General features: G+C 71.7%; 18 protein-coding genes. 9 read left to right on the forward strand and 9 right to left on the reverse strand.

Features of this window, described 5'->3' with window-relative positions; genetic code table 11:
• Positions 1 to 26: 26 nt before the first annotated feature.
• The 4 genes from BZB76_RS16275 to ppdK form a co-directional block, all read right to left on the reverse strand.
• Entirely contained in the window at positions 27 to 1253 is a 1227-nt protein-coding gene (locus BZB76_RS16275) for an NAD(P)/FAD-dependent oxidoreductase (protein ID WP_121435194.1), read from the reverse strand.
• Between the two features lie 92 nt (positions 1254 to 1345).
• Positions 1346 to 2629 (reverse strand): deoxyguanosinetriphosphate triphosphohydrolase, encoded by a 1284-nt coding sequence (locus tag BZB76_RS16280; protein ID WP_121435195.1) that lies wholly within the window; start codon positions 2627 to 2629, stop codon positions 1346 to 1348.
• 37 nt (positions 2630 to 2666) lie between these two features.
• Complete coding sequence (locus BZB76_RS16285; protein ID WP_121435521.1) at positions 2667 to 3356, reverse strand: YdcF family protein; 690 nt, start codon at positions 3354 to 3356, stop codon at positions 2667 to 2669.
• Positions 3357 to 3432: 76 nt separating this feature from the next.
• Positions 3433 to 6099 (reverse strand): pyruvate, phosphate dikinase, encoded by a 2667-nt coding sequence (ppdK, locus tag BZB76_RS16290; protein ID WP_121435196.1) that lies wholly within the window; start codon positions 6097 to 6099, stop codon positions 3433 to 3435.
• A gap of 293 nt (positions 6100 to 6392) precedes the next feature.
• Between ppdK and BZB76_RS16295 the strand changes: the two genes are divergently transcribed.
• The 3 genes from BZB76_RS16295 (at position 6393) to BZB76_RS16305 (ending at position 10572) form a co-directional block, all read left to right on the forward strand.
• Complete coding sequence (locus BZB76_RS16295; protein ID WP_246006983.1) at positions 6393 to 8279, forward strand: glycoside hydrolase family 15 protein; 1887 nt, start codon at positions 6393 to 6395, stop codon at positions 8277 to 8279.
• A gap of 86 nt (positions 8280 to 8365) precedes the next feature.
• Entirely contained in the window at positions 8366 to 9421 is a 1056-nt protein-coding gene (locus BZB76_RS16300) for a septum formation family protein (protein WP_147449448.1), read from the forward strand.
• Positions 9418 to 10572 (forward strand): septum formation family protein, encoded by a 1155-nt coding sequence (locus BZB76_RS16305; RefSeq protein ID WP_121435198.1) that lies wholly within the window; start codon positions 9418 to 9420, stop codon positions 10570 to 10572. Before BZB76_RS16300 ends, BZB76_RS16305 begins: the two co-directional genes overlap by 4 nt.
• Before the next feature lie 64 nt (positions 10573 to 10636).
• On the opposite strand, the gene secD is transcribed toward BZB76_RS16305, so the two are convergent.
• The 5 genes from secD to BZB76_RS16330 all read right to left on the reverse strand — a co-directional run bounded on the left by secD (position 10637) and on the right by BZB76_RS16330 (position 16840).
• Positions 10637 to 12907 (reverse strand): protein translocase subunit SecD, encoded by a 2271-nt coding sequence (gene secD / locus BZB76_RS16310; protein WP_121435199.1) that lies wholly within the window; start codon positions 12905 to 12907, stop codon positions 10637 to 10639.
• A gap of 60 nt (positions 12908 to 12967) precedes the next feature.
• Complete coding sequence (locus tag BZB76_RS16315) at positions 12968 to 13375, reverse strand: hypothetical protein (protein ID WP_121435200.1); 408 nt, start codon at positions 13373 to 13375, stop codon at positions 12968 to 12970.
• A 237-nt stretch (positions 13376 to 13612) separates the two neighbouring features.
• Positions 13613 to 15001 (reverse strand): glycine--tRNA ligase, encoded by a 1389-nt coding sequence (locus tag BZB76_RS16320; protein ID WP_121435201.1) that lies wholly within the window; start codon positions 14999 to 15001, stop codon positions 13613 to 13615.
• Positions 15002 to 15165: 164 nt separating this feature from the next.
• Positions 15166 to 16509, reverse strand: coding sequence for a DUF1906 domain-containing protein (locus BZB76_RS16325; protein ID WP_121435202.1), 1344 nt, complete (start codon positions 16507 to 16509; stop codon positions 15166 to 15168).
• Positions 16510 to 16555: 46 nt separating this feature from the next.
• Entirely contained in the window at positions 16556 to 16840 is a 285-nt protein-coding gene (locus BZB76_RS16330; RefSeq protein WP_121435203.1) for an antibiotic biosynthesis monooxygenase family protein, read from the reverse strand.
• A 46-nt stretch (positions 16841 to 16886) separates the two neighbouring features.
• Here BZB76_RS16330 and BZB76_RS16335 point away from each other — a divergent pair, with 46 nt between their 5' ends.
• The 6 genes from BZB76_RS16335 to BZB76_RS16360 are packed head-to-tail and all read left to right on the forward strand — an operon-like array spanning position 16887 to position 20646.
• Entirely contained in the window at positions 16887 to 17192 is a 306-nt protein-coding gene (locus BZB76_RS16335; RefSeq protein ID WP_121435204.1) for a DUF6703 family protein, read from the forward strand.
• 32 nt (positions 17193 to 17224) lie between these two features.
• The gene (locus tag BZB76_RS16340; RefSeq protein ID WP_246006984.1) at positions 17225 to 18187 is read left to right on the forward strand and encodes a metal ABC transporter substrate-binding protein; all 963 of its coding nucleotides are present in this window, start codon (positions 17225 to 17227) and stop codon (positions 18185 to 18187) included.
• Positions 18184 to 18876: a metal ABC transporter ATP-binding protein gene (locus BZB76_RS16345; protein ID WP_121435524.1), complete on the forward strand. Its 693-nt coding sequence runs from the start codon at positions 18184 to 18186 to the stop codon at positions 18874 to 18876. Before BZB76_RS16340 ends, BZB76_RS16345 begins: the two co-directional genes overlap by 4 nt.
• Entirely contained in the window at positions 18873 to 19778 is a 906-nt protein-coding gene (locus BZB76_RS16350) for a metal ABC transporter permease (RefSeq protein WP_121435205.1), read from the forward strand. Before BZB76_RS16345 ends, BZB76_RS16350 begins: the two co-directional genes overlap by 4 nt.
• Positions 19775 to 20161 (forward strand): Fur family transcriptional regulator, encoded by a 387-nt coding sequence (locus tag BZB76_RS16355; RefSeq protein ID WP_117399444.1) that lies wholly within the window; start codon positions 19775 to 19777, stop codon positions 20159 to 20161. The genes BZB76_RS16350 and BZB76_RS16355 overlap by 4 nt, the downstream gene beginning before the upstream one ends.
• Before the next feature lie 59 nt (positions 20162 to 20220).
• The gene (locus BZB76_RS16360; RefSeq protein ID WP_121435206.1) at positions 20221 to 20646 is read left to right on the forward strand and encodes an OsmC family protein; all 426 of its coding nucleotides are present in this window, start codon (positions 20221 to 20223) and stop codon (positions 20644 to 20646) included.
• The last annotated feature ends 239 nt before the right edge of the window (positions 20647 to 20885 follow it).

Raw genomic sequence — 20885 nt, forward strand, 5'->3', positions numbered from 1 at the left:
AACCCACCCAAAGATCAACGACGGGCTCAGACGAGTTCGGCGAGCGGAACCTCCGGGTCGGTGAGCCGGGCGGTGTCCACGGGCCGTCCGGAGCGGATCAGCGCCTGCACGTCGCCGGTGACGTCCCACACGTTGACGTTCATCCCCGCGACGACCCGGCCGTCCGACAGCCAGAACGCGACGAACTCGCGGCCGGCGACGTCACCCCGGTACACGACCTCGTCGTACTCCCCCGGCGTCGCGACACCGGAGAACTCCATGCCGAGGTCGTACTGGTCGCTGAAGAAGTACGGGACGCGGTCGTAGACGACGTCCTGCCCGAGCATGGCGCGGGCGGCGGCCGGTCCGCCGTTCAGCGCGTTCGCCCAGTGCTCCACGCGGACACGCCGTCCGAGCAGCGGGTTGTGGGCGTTGGCGACGTCCCCGGCCGCGTAGATGTCGGGGTCGGACGTGCGCAGCGAGGCGTCCACGAGGATCCCGTCGGACACCTCGAGCCCGGCCTCCTCGGCGAGCCGCACGTTGGGCCGCACCCCGATCCCGACGATCACGACGTCCGCGGGCACCTCGGCGCCACCGGAGGTCACCACCGCCGACACCTGACCGGCGCCCCAGAACCCGGCGACGCCCTGGCCGAGCCGCAGGTCGACGCCGTGCTCGCGGTGCAGGTCGGCGAAGAGCCCACCGAGTTCGGGGCCGAGGGCGGCGTGCAGCGGCGTCGTCCCCGGATCGATGATCGTCACCTCGTTGCCGTGGGCGCGGGCGGCGGCGGCCGTCTCCAGGCCGATCCAGCCGGCGCCGGCGACGACGACCCGGCGACCGCCGTGCGCGAGGGCCTGTTTCAGGGCCGCCGAGTCGGCCATGGTCCGCAGGTAGTGGATGCCCTCCAGCTTGGCGCCGGGCACGTCCAGCCGCCTCGGGGACGCGCCGGTCGCCAGCAGCAGCTTGTCGTAGCCGATCGGCTCGCCCGTGGACAGCCGCACCTCGCGCGCGGTCCGGTCGATGGACGTGACCGAGACGCCGAGCCGCAGCTCAACATCGTGCTCGTCGTACCAGTCGGCCTCGTGGACGTGGGCCTTCTCGCGCGGCTCCTTGTCCAGCAGGAACCCCTTGGACAGCGGGGGCCGCTCGTACGGTCGTTCGATCTCGTCACCGATCAGCAGCAGTCGGCCGGTGAAGCCCTCCGCGCGGAGCGTCTCCGCCGCCTTGGCGCCCGCCAGGCTGGCACCGGCGATGACGAACGTCTCCTGGGGCATGACGACCTCCTGTGCTCAACCGGTAGTTATCCGTACTGCGGCCTCTGTAACGAGACACACGAGTCATCATCGCGCGTTTCAGATCACGGGCCTCAGGCGGCCCCCTCCAGAGCGCGGTGGCGGGCCATGGCGGACAGGTCGGTCAGCGACGCGATCTGGTCGACGACGGCGCGGAGCCGGGCCGTGTCGTCGGCGGCGTCCTCGAAGGCGGCGCGGAAACCGGGTTCGAGCGTGTCCGGGGCGCCGGCCAGCGTCATCTCGGCCAGTTCGATGATCAGCGTCCGCTGCCGGGCCCTGACCTCCTCGTGACTGATCCACACATAGTGCGCCGTGATGCCCTTGAGCAGCGCGTTCTCCAGCCGTTGGGCGCGCGGGACGATCAGCTCCGCGGCGTAGCGGGTCAGCGGACGGTCGCCGTAGGCGTCGCGGGTCGCGGTCTCGGCCGCCAGGCAGAACCGTCCGATCAGGGTGCTGGTGAGGTTCTTCAGCGCGGCGAGGCTGCGCGGGGTGCCGTCGTAGCGGTCGGGCCAGTACGGCTCGGCGAGCAGCTCGGCGAACCGCTCCTCCAGCTCGGCCAGGTCGGCGTCCGGGCAGTACAGCTTGGTCGCGGTGGCGGCGACGAGGCGGCGTTCGGTCGGGTCGGCGAGCCGCGCGAAGTCGATGTGCCCGGCGACCAGCGCGTCCTCCAGGTCGTGGACGGAGTAGGCGACGTCGTCGCTCCAGTCCATGACCTGGGCCTCGAAGCACGTCCGGCCCGGTTCGACGCCCTCGCGCACCCAGTCGGCGACGTCGAGGTCGTCGGGGTAGATGCCGAATTTCCCGTTGACCGCCTCGGCCTGGGACCAGGGGTACTTCATCGCGGCGTCCAGCGCGGCGCGGGTCAGGTTGAGGCCGACGCTGCGGCCGTGCAGCGGCGGGCCGTCCGCCGCGAACGACTTGGGTTCCAGCCGGGTCAGCACGCGCAGGCTCTGCGCGTTGCCCTCGAAGCCGCCGCAGTCCTGGGCGAACACGTCGAGGGCGGCCTCGCCGTTGTGACCGAACGGCGGGTGCCCGATGTCGTGGGCCAGGCACGCCGCCTCCACCAGGTCGGGGTCGCAGCCGAGGGACTTGCCCAGCTCACGGCCGACCTGGGCGCATTCGAGCGAGTGGGTCAGCCGGGTGCGCAGGCTCTGCACGGTGCCGCCGGCGGCGTCCGCGCCGGGCGAGGCGACCTGCGTCTTCGCGGCGAGCCGGCGCAGGGCCGCGCTGTGCAGGACGCGGGCGCGGTCGCGTTCGAACGCCGTCCGGTCGCGCCGTTTGGCGGGTTCGGGTGCCCAGCGGTGCAGGTCCCGGGCCGTGTAGCCGCCGGAACTCCCGTGGTCGAGGTGGGTCGTCATGGCCCTATCCAGAGTAAGCGGGCGCGCTGGGCACCGCTCACCGTTCGCCCCGCAGGACGTACGACAGGTAACCGCCGGTCTCGCGGACGATGTAGCGGAACTGCGTCTTGCGGGTCTGGACGCTGGGCCCGCTGCGGGTCGGGGACGCGGCGGACGTGATGCCGTGGTCCTCGCCCATCTTCTTGGAGCGCAGCCCGTGCCAGGGATCGGTGACGATCACCCCGGACTTCCAGTGGTGCCGTTCGAACTCCTTGCCCACGGCCGCCATGCTCTCCAGGGTGTCCCGTCCGACGGGCACCGCGAAGACCTTCGACGCGGGCACCCCGCCCTTCTTGATCAGCCAGGCGCGGCCCGAGCCCGCCTCGGTGTAGTTGTCGCCGGGCGCCTTGCCGCCGACGGTGACGATGGCGGGCGCGACCCCGGCCCGGTAGAGGTCGAGGGCGTGCTGGAGCCGCCACCTGAGCGTCGGGGACGGCACGCCGTTGTACTGCGCCGCGCCGAGGACGATGATCGCGTCGGAGCGCGGCCGCTCGTCCTGGCGGGCCTGGTACCAGACCCGCGTTCCCACGGTCAGGGGCGTCAGGACGACGATGGCCAGCAGCCCGAGGACGACGCCCACCGAGATCGTGAACCAGGGCGACCTGCGCCGCCTCTCCTGCTCGTTGTTCTCGGGCGTCTCGTCGTCGTCCTCGGGCCCGCGCCCCGGTACTTCAAGTTCCAACGTCATCGCTTCGGACACACTAGTGAGATGGTCCGCGACGTGCGCCGGGTTCGCGGGTAAGCCGTGCCGGCCCGATCCTTTTTCAGCCGATCGCGGCCCGTCCCGCCTCCAGCCGCGCCACCGGGACGCGGAACGGCGAGCAGGACACGTAGTCGAGGCCGACCTCGTGGCAGAAGTGCACCGAGTCGGGGTCGCCCCCGTGCTCGCCGCAGATGCCGAGGTGCAGCTCGGGCCGGGCCCTGCGGCCCTCCTCCACGGCGATGCGGACGAGCCGCCCGACGCCGTCCCGGTCGAGGGTCTCGAACGGCGACACCCCGAAGATCCCGAGGTCCAGGTACTGGGAGAAGAACGCCGCCTCGACGTCGTCGCGGGAGAAGCCCCAGGTCGTCTGCGTGAGGTCGTTGGTGCCGAAGGAGAAGAACTCGGCCGCCTCGGCGATCTGGCCCGCGGTCAGCGCGGCCCTCGGCAGCTCGATCATGGTGCCGATCAGGGCCGGTACGTCGACCCCGGTGGCGGACCCGACCTCGGCCAGGATGGCGCGGGCCTCGTCGCGGACGGCCTCCAACTCCTGCACCGCCCCGACCAACGGGATCATGATCTCGGGACGCGGGTCGCCGCCCGCGGCCTTGCGCGCCGCCGCGGCCTCGGCGATGGCACGGACCTGCATTCCGAAAAGACCCGGAATCACCAAACCGAGCCGCACGCCGCGCAGGCCCAGCATAGGGTTCTGCTCGTGCAGTCGGTTGACTGCTTCGAGCAGTCTCCGGTCTTCCGCATCGGCCTCGTCGCCCGCGAGCGCGATCCTGACCGACAGCTCGGTGATGTCGGGGAGGAATTCGTGCAGGGGCGGGTCGATGAGCCGGATGGTGACCGGCAACCCGTCCATCGCCTCGAAGATGCCCTCGAAGTCCTGCCGCTGGAGGGGCTCCAGGGCGTCCAGCGCGGCCTGCCGCCCGCGGTCGTCGTCGGCGAGGATGAGCTGCTCGACGAGCTGCCGCCGGTCGCCGAGGAACATGTGCTCGGTGCGGCACAGCCCGATGCCGGTCGCGCCGAACCGGCGGGCCCGTCCCGAGTCCTCGGGCGTGTCGGCGTTCGCGCGGACCTTGAGCGCCGCCCGCGCGTCGGCGTGCTCCATGACCCGGTGCACGGCCTTCACGAGTTCGTCGCCGTCCTCCACGGACAGCTCGCCCTCGAAGTACCGGACGACGGGCGAGTCCTCGACGGGTACCTCGCCGAGGTAGACGTCCCCGGACGACCCGTCGATCGAGATCACGTCGCCCTCGCCGACCGTCACGCCGCCGGGCGCGGTGAAGCGCCCGTTCTTGACGTCGACGTCCAGTTCCTCGGCGCCGCACACGCATGTCTTGCCCATGCCGCGGGCGACGACGGCGGCGTGCGAGGTCTTGCCGCCGCGGGACGTCAGCACGCCCCTGGCGGCGACCATCCCGGCGAGGTCGTCGGGGTTGGTCTCCCGGCGGACGAGGATCACGTCCTCGCCGCGCCCGGCGAGCTCCACGGCCCGCTCGGAGGTGAACACGACCTTGCCCACGGCCGCGCCCGGCGAGGCGTTCATTCCCCGGGTGAGTTTCTTGACGCCGTCCACCTTGCTGGCGAAGCGGGGGAACATGAGCTGGGCGAGCTGGTCGCCGGTGACGCGGCGGGTCGCCTCGTCGGCGTCGATGAGCCCCTGGTCGAGGAGCTGGCAGGCGATGCGGAACGCCGCGGCGGCGGTCCGCTTGCCCACCCGGGTCTGGAGCATCCACAGCTTCCCGCGCTCGATCGTGAACTCGATGTCGCACATGTCGCGGTAGTGGTTCTCCAGCGTCTCCATGATGTCGAGCAGCCGGTCGTAGGACGCCTTGTCGATCCGTTCGAGCTCGGTCAGCGGGACGGTGTTGCGGATCCCGGCGACGACGTCCTCGCCCTGCGCGTTCTGCAGGTAGTCGCCGTAGATGCCCTGCTGTCCGGACGCCGGGTCGCGGGTGAACGCGACGCCCGTCCCGGAGTCCAGGCCCATGTTGCCGAAGACCATCGCGCAGATGTTGACGGCGGTGCCGAGGTCGACGGGGATGCGCTCCTGCCGCCGGTACAGGACGGCGCGGGGGGCGTTCCAGGAGTCGAACACCGCCTTGACGGCGAGGTCCATCTGCTCGCGCGGGTCGGTCGGGAAGTCCCGGCCCGCCCGGTCCCGGACGATCACCTTGAACCGGTCGACGAGGGCCTTGAAGTCCTCGGCCACGAGGTCGCCGTCGTGGTCGCTGCCGCGGGCGCGCTTGACGTCCTCGACGGCGTCCTCGAACAGGTCGCCGTCGATGCCGAGGACGGTCTTGCCGAACATCTGGATCAGGCGGCGGTAGGAGTCCCACGCGAACCGCTCGTCCCCCGCCTGCGCGGCGAGGCCCAGCACCGACTCGTCGTTCAGCCCGACGTTGAGGACGGTCTCCATCATCCCCGGCATGCTGAACTTGGCGCCGGAACGCACGCTGACCAGGAGCGGATCGTCGCTCTGGCCGAGCTTCTTGCCCATCGCGGACTCCAGCGCGGCGAGGTGGCGGTCCACCTCGTCCGCGAGGCCCTCGGGCGGGTTCCCGTGCTCCAGGTAGTGCCGGCAGGCCTCCGTGGTGATCGTGAAGCCTGGTGGCACGGGCAGTCCGAGGTTGGTCATCTCGGCGAGGTTGGCGCCTTTGCCGCCCAGCAGTTCCTTGAGGTTCTTGTTTCCCTCGGTGAAGTCGTACACGAACTTCGGCACGGGGAGCTCCTTCTCGCTCCGGTTCCACACAGCGGCAGTGCCGGAACCGCCGCGGTGTGGACGCGACGTCGCGAACCCCCGAGCGGCGGATCCGCTGCCCTGTTTGCCGGGACTGTACCTGCGTGTCCCGCCGCTACTCGGCGCCCGGTGCGCGAGTTGGCGTTTTCGCAGGTCAGACCCCCAATAGTGGTCTATTCCAATTCGGACCAACGGGGATCTTCCGGGCGGTCTCCCCGCACCGGTGACTTACCCGCTCCATGGAAGAGGGAATGATGGATCACGGAGGTGAGAGTGTGAGGCCGAAGGTCGCCGGCGGCAGGGCGGGAGATCCGTTCGCCCCGATCGCCGATTTCGGGTTCCTGTCCGACTGCGAGACGACCGCCCTGGTCGCGCCCAGCGGGAACATCGAGTGGATGTGCCTGCCCCGGATGGACTCCCCCAGCGTGTTCGGCTCCATCCTGGACCGCGACGCCGGATACTTCCGGGTCGGCCCGGCGGGCGTGGAGGTGCCCGCCGCGCAGCGCTACATCCCCGGCACCATGGTCATGGAGACCACCTGGTGGGTGCACGGCGGCTGGCTCGTGGTGACGGACGCTTTGCTGATGGGGCCGTGGCACCACGAGACGGAACGGTCCCACACCCACCGCAGGGCGCCGACCGACTACGACGCCGACCACGTCCTGCTGCGGATGGTGCGGTGCGTGAACGGGCAGGTCCAGGTCCGGCTCGACTGCATGCCGGTGTTCGACTACGGCCGGACGCCCGCCCGCTGGGAGCACACCGGCTCCGGGTACCACGAGGCCGTGGCGCGCGGGAGCGACATCGGGCTGCGGCTCACCACCGACCTGAACGTCGGGTTCGAGGGGTCGCTCGCCACGGCCCGGACGCTGCTGAAGCAGGGCGAGTCCCGGTTCGTGGCGCTGTCGTGGAGTGAGCACGCGGCACCGTCGTCCTGGCAGGAGGCGCAGGAACGGCTGGTGTGGACCGTCCACCACTGGCAGCACTGGCTCGACCGGGGCCGCTTCCCCGACCACCCGTGGCGCAGCCACCTCCAGCGCAGCGCCCTCACCTTGAAGGGCCTGACGTTCGCGCCGTCCGGCGCGGTGGCGGCCGCGGCGACGACATCGCTGCCCGAGGCGCCCGGCGGCGACCGGAACTGGGACTACCGCTACACCTGGATCCGCGACTCCACGATGGCGCTGTGGGCGTTCTACACGCTCGGCTACGACTGGGAGGCCAACGACTTCTTCTACTTCATCACCGACGTCGCCGAGGCCGCCGAGGGCAAACTCCAGATCATGTACGGGCTGGACGGCCGGGCGGAGTTGCCCGAGTCCACGCTGGACCACCTCAGCGGCTACGACAACGCGCGCCCGGTGCGGATCGGCAACGAGGCGTACATGCAGGCGCAGCACGACGTGTGGGGCGCCATCATCGGCTCCATCTACCTGTTCGTGCGCAAACGCGACCGGCTGGACGACCGGCTCTGGAAGATCATCATCAAGCAGGTGGAGGACGCGCTCGCCAACTGGCGCGTACCGGACTGCGGCATGTGGGAGGTGCGCGGCGAACCGCAGCACTTCACCTCGTCCAAGGTGTTCTGCTGGGTCGCGGCCGAGCGCGGCGCCCGGCTGGCCCGGATCCGGGGCGACCGGGAGCGGGCCGCGCGCTGGCAGGCCGCCGCCGACGAGATCCACGCCGACGTGCTCGCCAACGCGCTGGACGAGCGGGGCGTCTTCACCGCCCACTACGGCGCGACCACGCTGGACGCGTCGGCGCTGCTGATCCCGCTGCTCGGGTTCCTGCCCGCCGACGACAAGCGCGTCCGGGAGACCGTTCTCGCCATCGCCGACGAGCTGTCGGAGGACGATCTCGTCCTGCGCTACCGGCCCGCGGAGACCGACGACGGTTTCGACACCGACGAGGGCAGCTTCACCATCTGCTCGTTCTGGATGGTCAGCACGCTGGTGATGATCGGGGAGCTGGACCGGGCGCGGGCGCTGTGCGAGAAGCTGCTGTCGTACGCCAGCCCGTTGCAGCTGTACTCGGAGGAGATCGATCCGCACACCGGGCGTCACCTCGGCAACTTCCCGCAGGCGTTCACCCATCTCTCCCTGATCAACGCGGTCATGCACGTGATCAGGGCGGAGAACGACGAACCCCAGCCGCCGCTGGCCTGAAATCGACCGGCACGGCCTTGATCACAAGTTGACGACAAGCGCCGGAATTGCTCCTTTTGGTGGCAATCCCGGCTATTTTCTCGGCCGTGACGACCCCACCGCCCACCGACGGCGGCCCGGACGCTCCCGCGTGGAGCCCGCCGGACGGCCGCGTCCCCGCGCGGGACGCGCCGTCGCGGTTACCCGTCCACGTCCCCGGGCCGCCGCACGTAGCCGCGCGCACGACCGGACCGCCGCACGTAGCCGCGCGTATGACCGGACCGCCGCCCGTCCCCGTTCCGGGCCGGCGGACCCGTCTCGCGATCATCGCCGTCATCACGGGCCTGTTCGCCGTGATCTCGCTCGGAACCGGCCTCGTGGTGGTCGAGTCCGGCGGCTCGCCGTTCGCCGCGGAGGACGAGACCCGTCCGCCGCCGCCCGCGGGCCTGGTCGCGGTCTCGACGCTGGAGGCCGGAGCCTGTTTCAGCGGGTACACCGAGGAGTACGCCGAGCCCGCGGCGATGCGCACGCCCTGTGACCGCCGCCATGGCGGTGAGGTCGGGGCCAAGGCGACACTGCGCCCCGGCCCCTTCCCGGACGAGGAGCGGCTCCTCGCGGAGGCGACGTACCAGTGCAAGGAGCGCACCGCGTTCCTCGCCGACCGTCCCGCCGCGAGCGCGCTCGACCTCCGGATCGACATGCCCGACGAGGCCGACTGGACGCGCGGGAACCGCGAGGTGACGTGCCTGCTCGTCCACACCGGCCCCGGCGGGCTGACCGGGTCCCTCGCCACCAGCACGAAGACCCGGACGGGGCACCTGCCGGAGATGGAACCCGGCACCTGCATCGAACGCTGGAACTCTCGGGTCGACGATCAGCGCGTCACCGACTGCACCGAGCCGCACGAGGCGCAGCTGTACGCCAAGTTCACGCTGAGGGGCGTCCGGTATCCGGGCGACCGGAAGCTGGACGAGGTGTCCAACGCGCGCTGCTTCGGGCGGAGCCTGGCGGTACTGGAGAAGCGGCTGCCGAAGCGGGTCGAGCTGATCTACGTGGGGCCGTCCGAGGAGTCCTGGGCCGCCGGCGACCGCCTGCTCTACTGCCTGGCCAAGAGCACCGGGAGACCGCTGCAGCGGACCCTGCTGAGGAAGAGGCGATCGTGACCACGCCACCACCGTCCCGAGACGACCACGGCGACCACGTCCCGAGACCCGTCCAGCCCGCCTGGGCGGCCTGGGCCCCGCCCGGTGACACGGGCGGGCCCGACCCGGTCGCCGCCGCGCCGGACGTCCCCTCCCGGTGGCCGCCGCAGGACGTCCACCGGCACGGCCCGGCGCCACCGTCGACCACGGTCCTGCCCCGGACGAACCGGCTCGCGGTCTCCGCCCTCGTCACCGGGATCTTCGGGCTGGTCCCGCTGACGGTCCTGCTGTGCGTCGCGGCGCTCGTCCAGGCCGGGCGGCGCGGCGAGCGGGGCCGGGGCCTGGCCGTCGGCGGCCTGGCCGCGGCGGCGGTCTGGAGCCTCGTCGCGGCGCTCGCCGTGGCGGGACTCGTGGGCTCGATGGTCACCGCCGAGCGCGACGCGTCCGGCCGCGTCATCCACAAGGACAAGGTCCTGCCCGCGGCGCTGCGCGTCGGTGACTGCTTCACCGGCATCCGCGGCGACTACACGATCGGCCCGCTGACGGCGCTGCCCTGCGCCGAGCCGCACGACGGCGAGGTCGTCGCCCAGCTGCGGCTGCCCGGCAAGACCTACCCGGGCGACGAGAAGACCCTCGAACAGGCGACCAACGCCTGTTTCAAGAAGGCGTTCCGGCTGCAGCGGAGCCGGCACGCCAAGTTCCTGGAGCCCTACGCCGTCACACCGACCCGGACGAGCTGGCGCTCCGGGGACCGCAGGGTGCTCTGCCTGCTCCGCTACACCGGCCCGGGTGCCCTCGCCGCGCCGCTCGCCACGACCGTGGACCCGGACCAGAGGTACTGGAGCGAGATGACCCGCGGCGACTGCTTCGGCAAGTGGGACCCCACGAGCCTGGCCCAGCGCGTCGTGTCCTGCACCACCCCGTACTGGAACCAGGTGTACGGGGTCTTCACCCTGGAAGCCGGCCCGTACCCGGGCACGGAGACGATCGAGCGCAAGGGGCAGGTGCGCTGCGAGAGGCTGCTCCAGAAGGCCTTCGGTCGCCACCCCTACCCCGACCAGTACTCGTACTTCTACCCCGAGAAGCACGAGTGGGACGGCGGGATCCGCACCGTCGTCTGCTTCGGCGTGAGCGAGGACCGCCCGCTGAAGAGACCGATGCTGCCGTCCTGACCCGGGTGGCGGGCCCCGCCCGCCCGCCCGAAGGACGGGACGGGGCGAGGCCCGCGACCTGCGGTCAGACGACCGCGCCCGAGTCCTGCGAGGAACGGCGGGCCGGGCGCGACTTCGACTTGCGCTGCGGCGGCGGCGCCTTCGCGAACCGCTCCAGGACGATCGCCATCGGCGTCGCCGTGAACACGCTGGAGTACGTGCCGACCACGATGCCGATCAGCAGGGCGATGGCGAAATCGGTCAGGGAGTCGCCGCCGAGGAACGCCAGGGCCGTCAGGATGAACAGCGCGCCCATTCCGGTGTTGATCGTCCGCGGGACGGTCTGCAGGACGCCCCGGTTCGCGATCGTCGCGAACCGTCCCTTCGGGTTCTCGCCCCACATCTCCCGGACGCGGTCGAACACGACGACGGAGTCGTTGACCGAGTACCCGATGATGGTGAGCAGCGCGGCGAGGAACACCCCGTCGATGGGTTTGCCGAGCCAGGCGAAGATCCCCGTGACGATCGTGATGTCGTGGAACATGGCGATGACCGAGCCGGCCGCGAACGTCCAGCGGAACCTGATCGTCAGATAGGCCAGCTGGACCAGCAGCGCGACGCCGAGGGCGATCAGCGCCTTGGTTCTCAGTTCGTCGCCCAGGCTCGGGCCGATCAGCTCGTCGCGCTGCTTGGTGGCGCCGCCGCCCTCCTTGGCCAGCGCCTCCTGGACGCGTTTCTCCTCCTCGTTGGTGAGGTCGACGGTCCGGACGGAGATGTCGTCCTGCCCGGACGTCTGGACGACCGCGCGCGGGAACCCGGCGTCGGCGACGGCGGAGCGGGCCACGTCGATGTCCACCGGACGGTTCGTGGAGTACTCGACGAGCCGTCCCCCGGTGAACTCGACACCGAAGTTGAGGCCGCGGGTGGCGATCCCGGTGATGGCGATGACGACGGCGAGCGCGGAGATCCCGAGCCAGAGCCGGCTGTGTTTCATCAGGTCGGGGCCGCTTTCCTCCAGCCACCGCCGGATCCGTCCGGCGCCGGCGAGCCCGCCCGCCCTGCCCTTGGTGAGCTTCGGGAACCGCGCGGCGGCGGCGTCGGTGAGGACGCGGCTCAGCAGCATCGCGGACACGAGGGAGGCGAGGACGCCGATGGTCAGGGTGACACCGAATCCCTTCACCGGCCCGGAGGCGAGGAAGAACAGCAGGGCGCCGGCGAGCAGCGTGGTGACGGCCGTGTCGGCGATCGCCGACCACGCCTTGTCGAAGCCGACGGCGAGGGCCGTCCGGGCGCTGCGTCCGGGCGCCGCCGCCCGTTCCTCCCTCGCGCGTTCGAAGGCCAGCACGTTGGCGTCGATGGCCATGCCGATGGCGAGGACGAAACCGGCGAGTCCGGGCAGGGTCAGGGTCGCGCCGACCGCGACGAGCGCCGCGTAGGAGATCAGCGCGTAGCCGGTCAGCGCGACGGTGGCGAGGAAGCCGACGATGCGGTAGACGGCCACGATGAACAGCCCGGTCAGGATGACGCCGATGACCGCGGCGCGGGCGCTGGCGTCGATCGCCTCGTCACCGAGCGTCGGCCCCACCACCCGCTGCTCGATGATCTTCACCGGAACGGGCAGTGAACCGCCCTCGATCAGCGCGGCGAGGTCCTTGGCCTCGCCGGCGCTGAAGTCCCCGGTGATCTGCGTCGACCCGCCGGTGATGCCGACACCGCACGCGACGCTCTCGGTGACGCCCGGGGAGGAGATCACCTTGCCGTCCAGGACGATCGCGATCCGCCGTTCGTCGCCCGCCGCGCAGGCGGCCTTGGCGGTCAGCCGCTCCCAGGTCTTGCCGCCGTCGCCCTTGAAGTCGACGTTCACGGCCCAGCCGCCGAGGTTCTGCGGGTCGTAGGTGGCGTCGGCGGAGCCGATGCCGTCACCGGTGAGGGCGGCGGGGCCGATCAGGATCGGCTGCCCGCTCTCGTCCTGGATCAGCTGCTGGCCCTTGTCGGGCGTGCCGTCATTGGGCAGCACCGGATGGGCGGTGAGCTGCGCGGTCTTGCCGATCGCCGCGGTCGCCCCGGCCGGGTCCTGAACGTCGGGCAGTTCGACGATCAGCCGCCGGTCACCGGACCGGGTGATCGACGACTCGGCGACGCCGAGCGCGTCGATGCGGCGCCCCAGCACCTCCCTGGCGCGGTCGGTGGACTCCCGGTCGGCCTTCACCGTCGGCGAGTTCTGGGTCTCCAGCACGATCTGGGTGCCGCCGCGCAGGTCAAGGCCGAGGCGGGCGGGTTTGGAATAGGCGAAGTAGAACGATGTGGCGAGTACGGCCAAGGCCAGTACCGCCCGCACCAGGTTGGCGCGAGTCAAAGGGAACCTCCACACGGAACTCCGGCGCCGGGCGTGCGCGCGGCACCGCGGACAGAGACCTCAGATCCGTGGGAGGGAGGGTGGGGCGCGCCCGCGCGGGACGCCTCTCGGCGCGATGTCCGGGGGGACGCGGGCGGGAACGGCGCGGACGGCGCGCCGGGACGGCGGCCGCACCTCGCCGACGGTCGCGGGCAGCACCACGAGCGACGGCTGGACCGCGGGCGCCGAGCGGACGTCCGGGGACGCCACGACCGCATGCTCGTGGGGGCTCGGGCGGTGCTTGGTGGACGAGCGGGTGCGGGCGGGCGCCTGCTGCGCGGCCCCGTTCCGGACGCCGGAGATCGTGCCGGTGGGGGACGTCCCGCCGTGGGCCCCGGTACCGGCGGGGCCGACCACGATGCCGAGCAGGCCCAGCGCGACGACCAGCAGCCGGGCGACAGGGCGGGCAGGCCAGTGCGCCTCGCGCATCCCGCCCCTCCTCTCGGGCTCACCGACCGGTCGCCGGACTCACGAGCGGTTCACGTCACCGACCCTCATAGTGTCACGATCCGCGCCCACACCGGCCACCACGGCGACCCCGCGACAACCCCAAGGTTCGCGATCGCGTTCGGGAGGAGGGGCACGAGCGGAGCGATACGGCGATCAATCCGCAGGCCACGACGATGGAGGCCCGCCGGGACCCCCATCGTCGTGAACCGTCGGAACTCAGCAGCCCACGAGTTGGGCGGCGAGGAAAGACTCCACCTGGCTGATCGCGATCCGCTCCTGGGACATCGAGTCGCGTTCCCGGACGGTGACCGCGTCGTCCTCCAGGGTGTCGAAGTCGACGGTGACGCAGAACGGGGTGCCGATCTCGTCCTGACGGCGGTAGCGGCGGCCGATGGCGCCGGCGTCGTCGAAGTCGACGTTCCAGTTCTTGCGGAGCCGCGCCGCGAGGTCACGGGCCTTCGGGGACAGGTCGGCGTTGCGCGACAGCGGCAGCACCGCGCACTTCACCGGGGCGAGCCGCCGGTCGAGCCGCATGACGGCGCGCTTCTCCATCTTGCCCTTGGCGTTGGGCGCCTCGTCCTCGGCGTAGGAGTCCATCATGAACGTGAGCGTGCACCGGTCGACGCCCGCCGCGGGCTCGATCACGTACGGGACGAACCGTTCACCGGACTCCTGGTCGAAGAACGACAGGTCGGCGCCCGACGCCTTGGAGTGCGTCGTCAGGTCGTAGTCGGTGCGGTTGGCGACGCCCTCCAGCTCGCCCCACTCACCGCCGACGAAGTCGAACCGGTACTCCACGTCCACGGTCCGCTTGGAGTAGTGCGACAGCTTCTCCTGCGGGTGCTCGTACAGCCGCAGGTTCTCCTTGCTGACACCGAGGTCGACGTACCACTGCATGCGCTCGTCGATCCAGTACTGGTGCCACTCCTCGTCGGTGCCCGGCTTGACGAAGAACTCCATCTCCATCTGCTCGAACTCGCGGGTCCGGAAGATGAAGTTGCCGGGCGTGATCTCGTTGCGGAACGACTTGCCGATCTGACCGATGCCGAACGGCACCTTGCGGCGCGCGGACTGCTGGACGTTCAGGTAGTTGACGAAGATGCCCTGCGCCGTCTCGGGACGCAGGTAGGCCAGGCCCGACTCGTCCTCGACCGGGCCGAGGTAGGTCTTGAGGAGGCCGTTGAACATCTTCGGCTCGGTGAAGGAGCCCTTGACGCCGCAGTTCGGGCAGGCGATATCGGCGAGACCGTTCGCGGGCGGCCGGCCGTGCTTGGCCTCGTAGGCCTCTTCGAGGTGGTCGCCCCGGAAGCGCTTGTGGCAGGACTGGCATTCGGTGAGCGGGTCGACGAACGCCTGGACGTGGCCGCTGGCCTCCCACACCTCGCGCGCGAGGATGACGCACGAGTCGAGGCCGACGATGTCGTCACGGCCCTGCACCATGGACTTCCACCACTGGCGCTTGACGTTGTTCTTCAGTTCGACGCCCAGCGGACCGTAGTCCCAGGAGGCGCGGAGCCCGCCGTAGATCTCGCTCGACGGGTAGACCAGCCCCCGGCGTTTGGCGAGGTTGACGATCTTGTCCAACACATCGGAACGGCGTGCCATGAGTATTCTCCATCCGGCTGGCGGTCGGCGGGACAGTGCGTACGCCCCGGTCCCGCTCCCGCGGGCGGCGGCGAGTGGTGTTCCCCGGTGATCCCACGGCGCGATCTTGCTCGGCGCCCGCGGGCAGTGCCCAGCTTAGGGCACGGGTGGGGTCAGTTAACCGGCTAGAGGACGCGACCGTCCACAACATTGCTGTCGATGTTGAGGGTGACCCCGCCGTGACTCTCCTTGTGGCCGCCCCGGTACTGCTTGATGCGGGCGTGCGGATGCCACCAGTGGTCCGGGACGAAGGGGTCGCCGTACAGCTCGGCCCTGCCGTTCCAGTGGGCGAACCAGATGGCGACGGGCTTGCTGATTCCCTCGGCGTCGCCGACGTCCCGGATGCCGGACTTGACGCTGCTGTAGAGGCACGGGTCGTACCCGAGACTCGCCAGCCGCCGGACCCAGTTGTCCACGAACCGCAGGACGGCGGCCTTGCAGCCGCGGTTGCGGCTGTCGTAGGCCTCCATGTCGTAGTAGATCGGCGCGCCCTGCGGAATGCCGAGCGCCCGGGCCTTGGCGGCGGCGTCCTCGGCGGCCACGGCGCCCTGCGACGCGGCGTTCTTGGCGGTGAAGCGCTGCCGGCGGCTCCCGCACGGCGCCTGGAGCCCGACGTAGGTGGGCGTGACTCGGTAGCCCATGTCGCGGACCGCGCTCAGCCAGGCCTCGGTGAGGTTGGGTTGCGCGCATCCGCGCGCCGCGCCGCCGATGTAGATGTTCGTGACCTCGAAGGACGGCCGCCACGCCCGCATGGTCGCCAGGGACGGCGCCGTGCAGCTGTCGAACCCCCTGCCGCGCACCCACGGATTCGCCGGGTCCGGCGGAAGGTCGCCGCGGGCGCGTCCGGGCCGCTGGTCCGGGATGGGCGGAGCAGGCGAACGGGTCCCGGTGGCGCGCCTTGAGTCCAGCCGGGTGCCGCGCAGGATCCGCTGGAGAGGTGCCGGATCCGTCCCGTACACGCCGGTGATGGCGGCCCCGGCCTCGGGGACGGTGAGCCGCGCCTCGTGGTCGACGGTCGGCGGGACGGTGAGCGTGGCGAGCCCGTCGGCGCGCACGACCCTCCCGGACGCGCGGTGCCCCTCGGCGGACGGCCGCGCCCGCTCTTCGGGCCGGACGTGGAGAGCCTCGGTGCGGCCGACGAGCCGGGGCGGGCAGTCCTGCTGCGGTCCGGGACGGCCGAGGTAGAGGGCGTGCCGGTCGAAACGGACACAGCGGGACGGCTCCCGATCGAGCCGGTGGACCTCCCAACCCACCGGCACGGGTATCCGCAGCCCGAGATACTCGACGACACGCGGGGCGGCGTGGGCGGGCGGCGGGACCGCCGCGACGGACGGTCCGGTGGCCAGGACGGCGCCGGACAGGACGGCGCAGGGCAGCAGGAAGGCGCGGCGCATCAGATCTCCCCCGAACGGGCACGGCATGATCGACGCCGCAAAGATGACCTTGGTCGGAGCACCGAAACCGGCCACGCCGCTTCTTGCCCGGTCCCTTGCCCTACCGAGACGCGCCCGTTGATCAGTGGGCGGCGACGACCTCGTAGGCGCCGGGTTCGTCCACGGCCAGCGCGGCGAGCGGCATGAACCGCATCCGCAGTTCGTGGCCGCCGAGCGCGCGGCGGTAGTGGCCCGCGCCGTCCCACTCGGTGACCAGGGCCCACAGCCCGGGGTCGTCGACGGTCCTGCCGAGCCGTCCGGAGCGGAAGCCGGGGCACTCGGACAGGGTCGCCAACACCGCGGTCATGCGGTCGGCGAAGTCGTCGGCGTCCTCGCCGGGCACCCGGTACCGGGTTATCGCGATCATGTGTCCATCCTCTCGCGGGCCAGGGGATTTCCGTTACCGTGGGCCCGTGCGAACGAAGGGTGGGCCCGGTGGGCTGCGGGCCGCGATCGAGCGGCGCAGCGCGGCGCCGGTGGTGTTCCTGCACCGGCTGCCGCGGTGGACGCTGCTGGTCGCGGTGTTCGCGCTGCTGGTGGTCGGGATGGCCGGGAGCGGCTGGGTGGCGGCGGCCGGGCTGCTGGTCCTGGCGGCGGCGCTGGCCTGGTTCGCCTATCTCAACTGGCCCGCGCTGGACGGCTCGGGCCGGGCGCTGCGGATCGTCGCGCTGGCGATCCTGCTGGCGTTCGCGCTGGGGCGCGGTATCGGGCGACTTTGACAATCATTTTCACCGTCGTCCATAATCGACGGGTGTCCCGCTTCCGGAACCACACGCGCGCCTCCCCCGCGAAGGTCCTCGCGACCGCCGGACTGGCGACCGGGCTCGCGGCCGGTCTGGCGGGCTGCGCCGGCGCGGGCGCCGAGGTTCCGCCCGGCAAGACCGCGGTGATCGCGTCCTTCTACCCGGTGGCGTGGCTCGCCGAGCGCGTCGGCGGCGACGCCGTGCACGTGCGGACGCTCACCGAGCCCGGGGCCGAACCCCACGACCTGGAACTGACGGCCCGGCAGGTCGCCCGGGTCGAGGACGCCGACCTCGCCGTCTACGTCAGGGGCGTTCAGCCCGCCGTGGACGAGGCCGTCCGGGGGCACGCCAAGGGCAGGTCGCTGGACGCGACGAGCCTGGTGAAGACGCTGCCGCCCCCGGACGAGACCGACGACGAGGAGGCGCACGACGGGATACGCCACGACGAGGCGTCCCACGACCCGCACGTCTGGCTCGACCCGAGCCGCATGGCGACCGTCGCGACCGCGCTCGGCGCCCGGCTCGCCGCCGCCGACCCCGCCCACGCCGCGGACCACCGGCGACGCGCCGCGTCCACCGCCGCCGAACTGACCGCGCTCGACCGCCGGTTCACCGCCGGGCTGGCGTCCTGCGCGCGCCGGGACATCATCACCGCGCACGCCGCGTTCGGCTACCTCGCCGACCGCTACGCGCTGCGCCAGATCCCCGTCGCGGGCGTCGACCCGGCGAGCGAGCCGTCCCCGCGACGGATGGCCGACCTGTCCCGCCGGGTCGTCGCCACCGGCGCGACCACGATCTTCACCGAGACCCTCGCCAGCCCGAAGGTGGCACGGTCGCTGGCCCGGGAGGCGGGCGTGCGGACCGCCGTCCTGGACCCGGCCGAGGGCGTCGAGGACGGCTCGTCCGACGACTACCTGACGATCATGCAGGGAAACCTGCGGACGCTGCGCGCCGCGCTGGAGTGCTCATGAAGGACGCCCCACCGTTCGCGATGACGGACGGACTCGTCCGCCGGGACGGCCGCGACATCCTCACCGGCGTCGACCTGCGGGTGGGGGCCGGCGAGGTGCTCGCGGTCCTCGGGCCGAACGGCGCGGGCAAGTCCACGCTGGTCAAGGCGCTGCTCGGGCTTGTCCCGCTGGCGGGCGGCCGGACCGAGATCTACGGTTCGCCACCCACACGGTTCCGCGACTGGAAGCGGATCGGGTACGTCCCGCAGCGGCTGCCGATGGGCGGCGGGGTGCCCGCGACCGTCCGGGAGGTCGTCGCGTCGGGCCGCGTCGCCCGAACGTCCCGCTGGCGTCCCGCGGTCCTCGGCGACCGGGCGGCCGACCGGGCCGCCGTCGACCGGGCCCTGGCGACGGTCGGCCTCACCGACCGCGCCCGCGACTCGGCGCACCTGCTGTCGGGCGGCCAGCAGCAGCGCGTACTGATCGCCCGCGCCCTCGCCGGCGAACCCGACGTGTTCGTGATGGACGAACCCACGGCGGGCGTCGACGCCCGCAGCCAGACGGCACTCGCCACGGCACTGCGCGGCCTGGCCGAAGCCGGGAAGACGGTGGTCCTGGTGGCACACGAACTGGGCCCGATGGAACCGCTCATCACCCGCACCGTCGAGCTGGGACGTGGCCGCGTCGTCGATGGGGCGATCACGGGATGAACGAGATGCTGCAGTACGAGTTCATGCGCGTCGCCCTGGTGATGGCGGTGCTGATCGGGCTGACCGCCCCGGCCGTCGGCACGTTCCTCGTCCAGCGCAGGCTGTCGCTGCTCGGCGACGGCATCGGCCACATCGCGCTGACCGGCATCGGGCTCGGGCTGCTCACGAGCACCTCGCCCGTCCTCGGCGCCCTGGTGGTGTCGGTCCTCGGCGCGGTGGCGATCGAGGTCGTGCGGGCCCGCAGCCGCAGCGGCGCGGACGTCGCGCTGGCACTGCTGTTCTACGGCGGGCTCGCGGGCGGCGTCATCCTCAACAGCGCCAGTGGTGGCAGCGGCGCGAGCCTCCAGTCCTACCTCTTCGGTTCGATCACCAGCGTGACGACCACCGACCTGTACATCGTCGTGGGCCTCGCCGTCGCGGTGCTCGGGATCGTCGCGCTGTTCGGCCGGGAGCTGTTCCTGCTGTGCCAGGACGAGGAGGTGGCACGGGCCGCCGGACTGCCCGTCCGGTTCCTCAGCGTGCTGATCGCCGCGACGGCCGCCGTCACCGTCGTGATCGCGATGCGCGCGATCGGGCTGCTGCTCGTCAGCGCGCTGATGATCGTCCCGGTGGCGGCGGCGCAGCAGCTCACCCGGGGCTTCCGTGGCACGATGCTGGCCGCGATGGCGATCGGTGTACTGTCGGCCGTGGCGGGCCTGGCGGGTTCCTTCCAGTACGATCTGCCTCCGGGCCCCTCGATCGTGCTGTTGGCGCTCGCAGTATTCGTCGCCGCGGTCGCCGGGGGCACACTGGTGCGTCGTAGACGCGCACGGGCCGGCGCGGCCGGGGAGAGCCTCTCCCCCACGGCCGGTCCCGGCGTCGAGGCGCGCGTGGACGCCGAGGCGGAGGTACTTGGAGGATGACGACGGCGCGCCGGGACGCGGTACGGCAGGTCCTGGCCGACTGCGAGAGCTTCCGCAGCGCACAGGACATCTACGCCGATCTGCGCGCGGACGGCTCCAAGATCGGCCTCACCACGGTGTACCGGGCGCTCCAGGCGCTCAGCGACGCCGGTGAGGTCGACGTGCTGCGCACCGACGACGGCGAGGCCGTGTACCGTGCCTGCCGCACCGAGCAGCACCACCACCACCTCGTGTGCCGCGACTGCGGCCGGACGATCGAGGTCGAGGGCCCGGCCGTGGAACGCTGGGCGGACGCGATCGCCGCCGAACACGGCTTCAGCGACATCACGCACACCGTCGAGGTCTTCGGCACCTGCCGCGAATGCGCCGCCAAGACCCGCTGACCACGTCAACGGCGAGGTTCGGTGATCCGGCGGTCCGGCCATGGTGAAGAATCGGATGCATGGCTACGACACGTACCGCAAACGCGCACTGGGAAGGGCCGCTCCTCAGCGGTCAGGGGACCGTCTCGCTGGACTCCTCGAAGCTCGGCACCTATGACGTGACCTGGGCATCGCGGTCCGAGGAGCCGGGCGGCCGGACAAGCCCGGAGGAGCTCATCGCCGCCGCGCACTCCACCTGCTACTCGATGGCGCTCTCACACGGCCTCGCCGGCGCCGGGACCCCGCCGGAGAAGGTGGACACCAAGGCCGAGGTGACGTTCCAGCCGGGCGAGGGCATCACCGGCGTGCACCTGACCGTCCGGGCGAGCGTCCCCGGCATCTCCGCCGCCGACTTCGAAAAGGCCGCCGAGACCGCCAAGACCAACTGCCCCGTGAGCAAGGCCCTCACCGGCACGACCATCACCCTGGACGCAGCTCTGGTCTGAGCCCATAAGCGTGGCCTGGGGAGACGACCGCAACCCGCCTCCCCGGCCACGCAACCACCCGAACCACCGCGACCGCGCTGAAAGCCCACCAGGGGTTCAGGCGCGACCAGAGCAAGAACCTGCGACGCCAGCCCTCACACGCAGTTCACAACGATGGAGGCCTGCCAACCAAGCCTCCCAACAAACGCACCCACCCCAGCCCGCCTCCGCAACCCCGCAACAACCTCGACCACTGCGAT

It is taken from the genome of Actinomadura pelletieri DSM 43383 (genome assembly GCF_003634705.1).
Classification (GTDB): domain Bacteria; phylum Actinomycetota; class Actinomycetes; order Streptosporangiales; family Streptosporangiaceae; genus Spirillospora; species Spirillospora pelletieri.

What these genes read in the sequence shown, in the direction of transcription:
- BZB76_RS16275 (WP_121435194.1), bottom strand. Translation starts at nt 1,253, where the DNA reads ATGCCCCAGGAGACGTTCGTCATCGCCGGTGCCAGCCTGGCGGGCGCC.
- BZB76_RS16280 (WP_121435195.1), bottom strand. Translation starts at nt 2,629, where the DNA reads ATGACGACCCACCTCGACCACGGGAGTTCCGGCGGCTACACGGCCCGG.
- BZB76_RS16285 (WP_121435521.1), bottom strand. Translation starts at nt 3,356, where the DNA reads ATGACGTTGGAACTTGAAGTACCGGGGCGCGGGCCCGAGGACGACGAC.
- BZB76_RS16315 (WP_121435200.1), bottom strand. Translation starts at nt 13,375, where the DNA reads ATGCGCGAGGCGCACTGGCCTGCCCGCCCTGTCGCCCGGCTGCTGGTC.
- BZB76_RS16320 (WP_121435201.1), bottom strand. Translation starts at nt 15,001, where the DNA reads ATGGCACGCCGTTCCGATGTGTTGGACAAGATCGTCAACCTCGCCAAA.
- BZB76_RS16330 (WP_121435203.1), bottom strand. Translation starts at nt 16,840, where the DNA reads ATGATCGCGATAACCCGGTACCGGGTGCCCGGCGAGGACGCCGACGAC.
- BZB76_RS16345 (WP_121435524.1), top strand. Translation starts at nt 18,184, where the DNA reads ATGAAGGACGCCCCACCGTTCGCGATGACGGACGGACTCGTCCGCCGG.
- BZB76_RS16350 (WP_121435205.1), top strand. Translation starts at nt 18,873, where the DNA reads ATGAACGAGATGCTGCAGTACGAGTTCATGCGCGTCGCCCTGGTGATG.
- BZB76_RS16355 (WP_117399444.1), top strand. Translation starts at nt 19,775, where the DNA reads ATGACGACGGCGCGCCGGGACGCGGTACGGCAGGTCCTGGCCGACTGC.
- BZB76_RS16360 (WP_121435206.1), top strand. Translation starts at nt 20,221, where the DNA reads ATGGCTACGACACGTACCGCAAACGCGCACTGGGAAGGGCCGCTCCTC.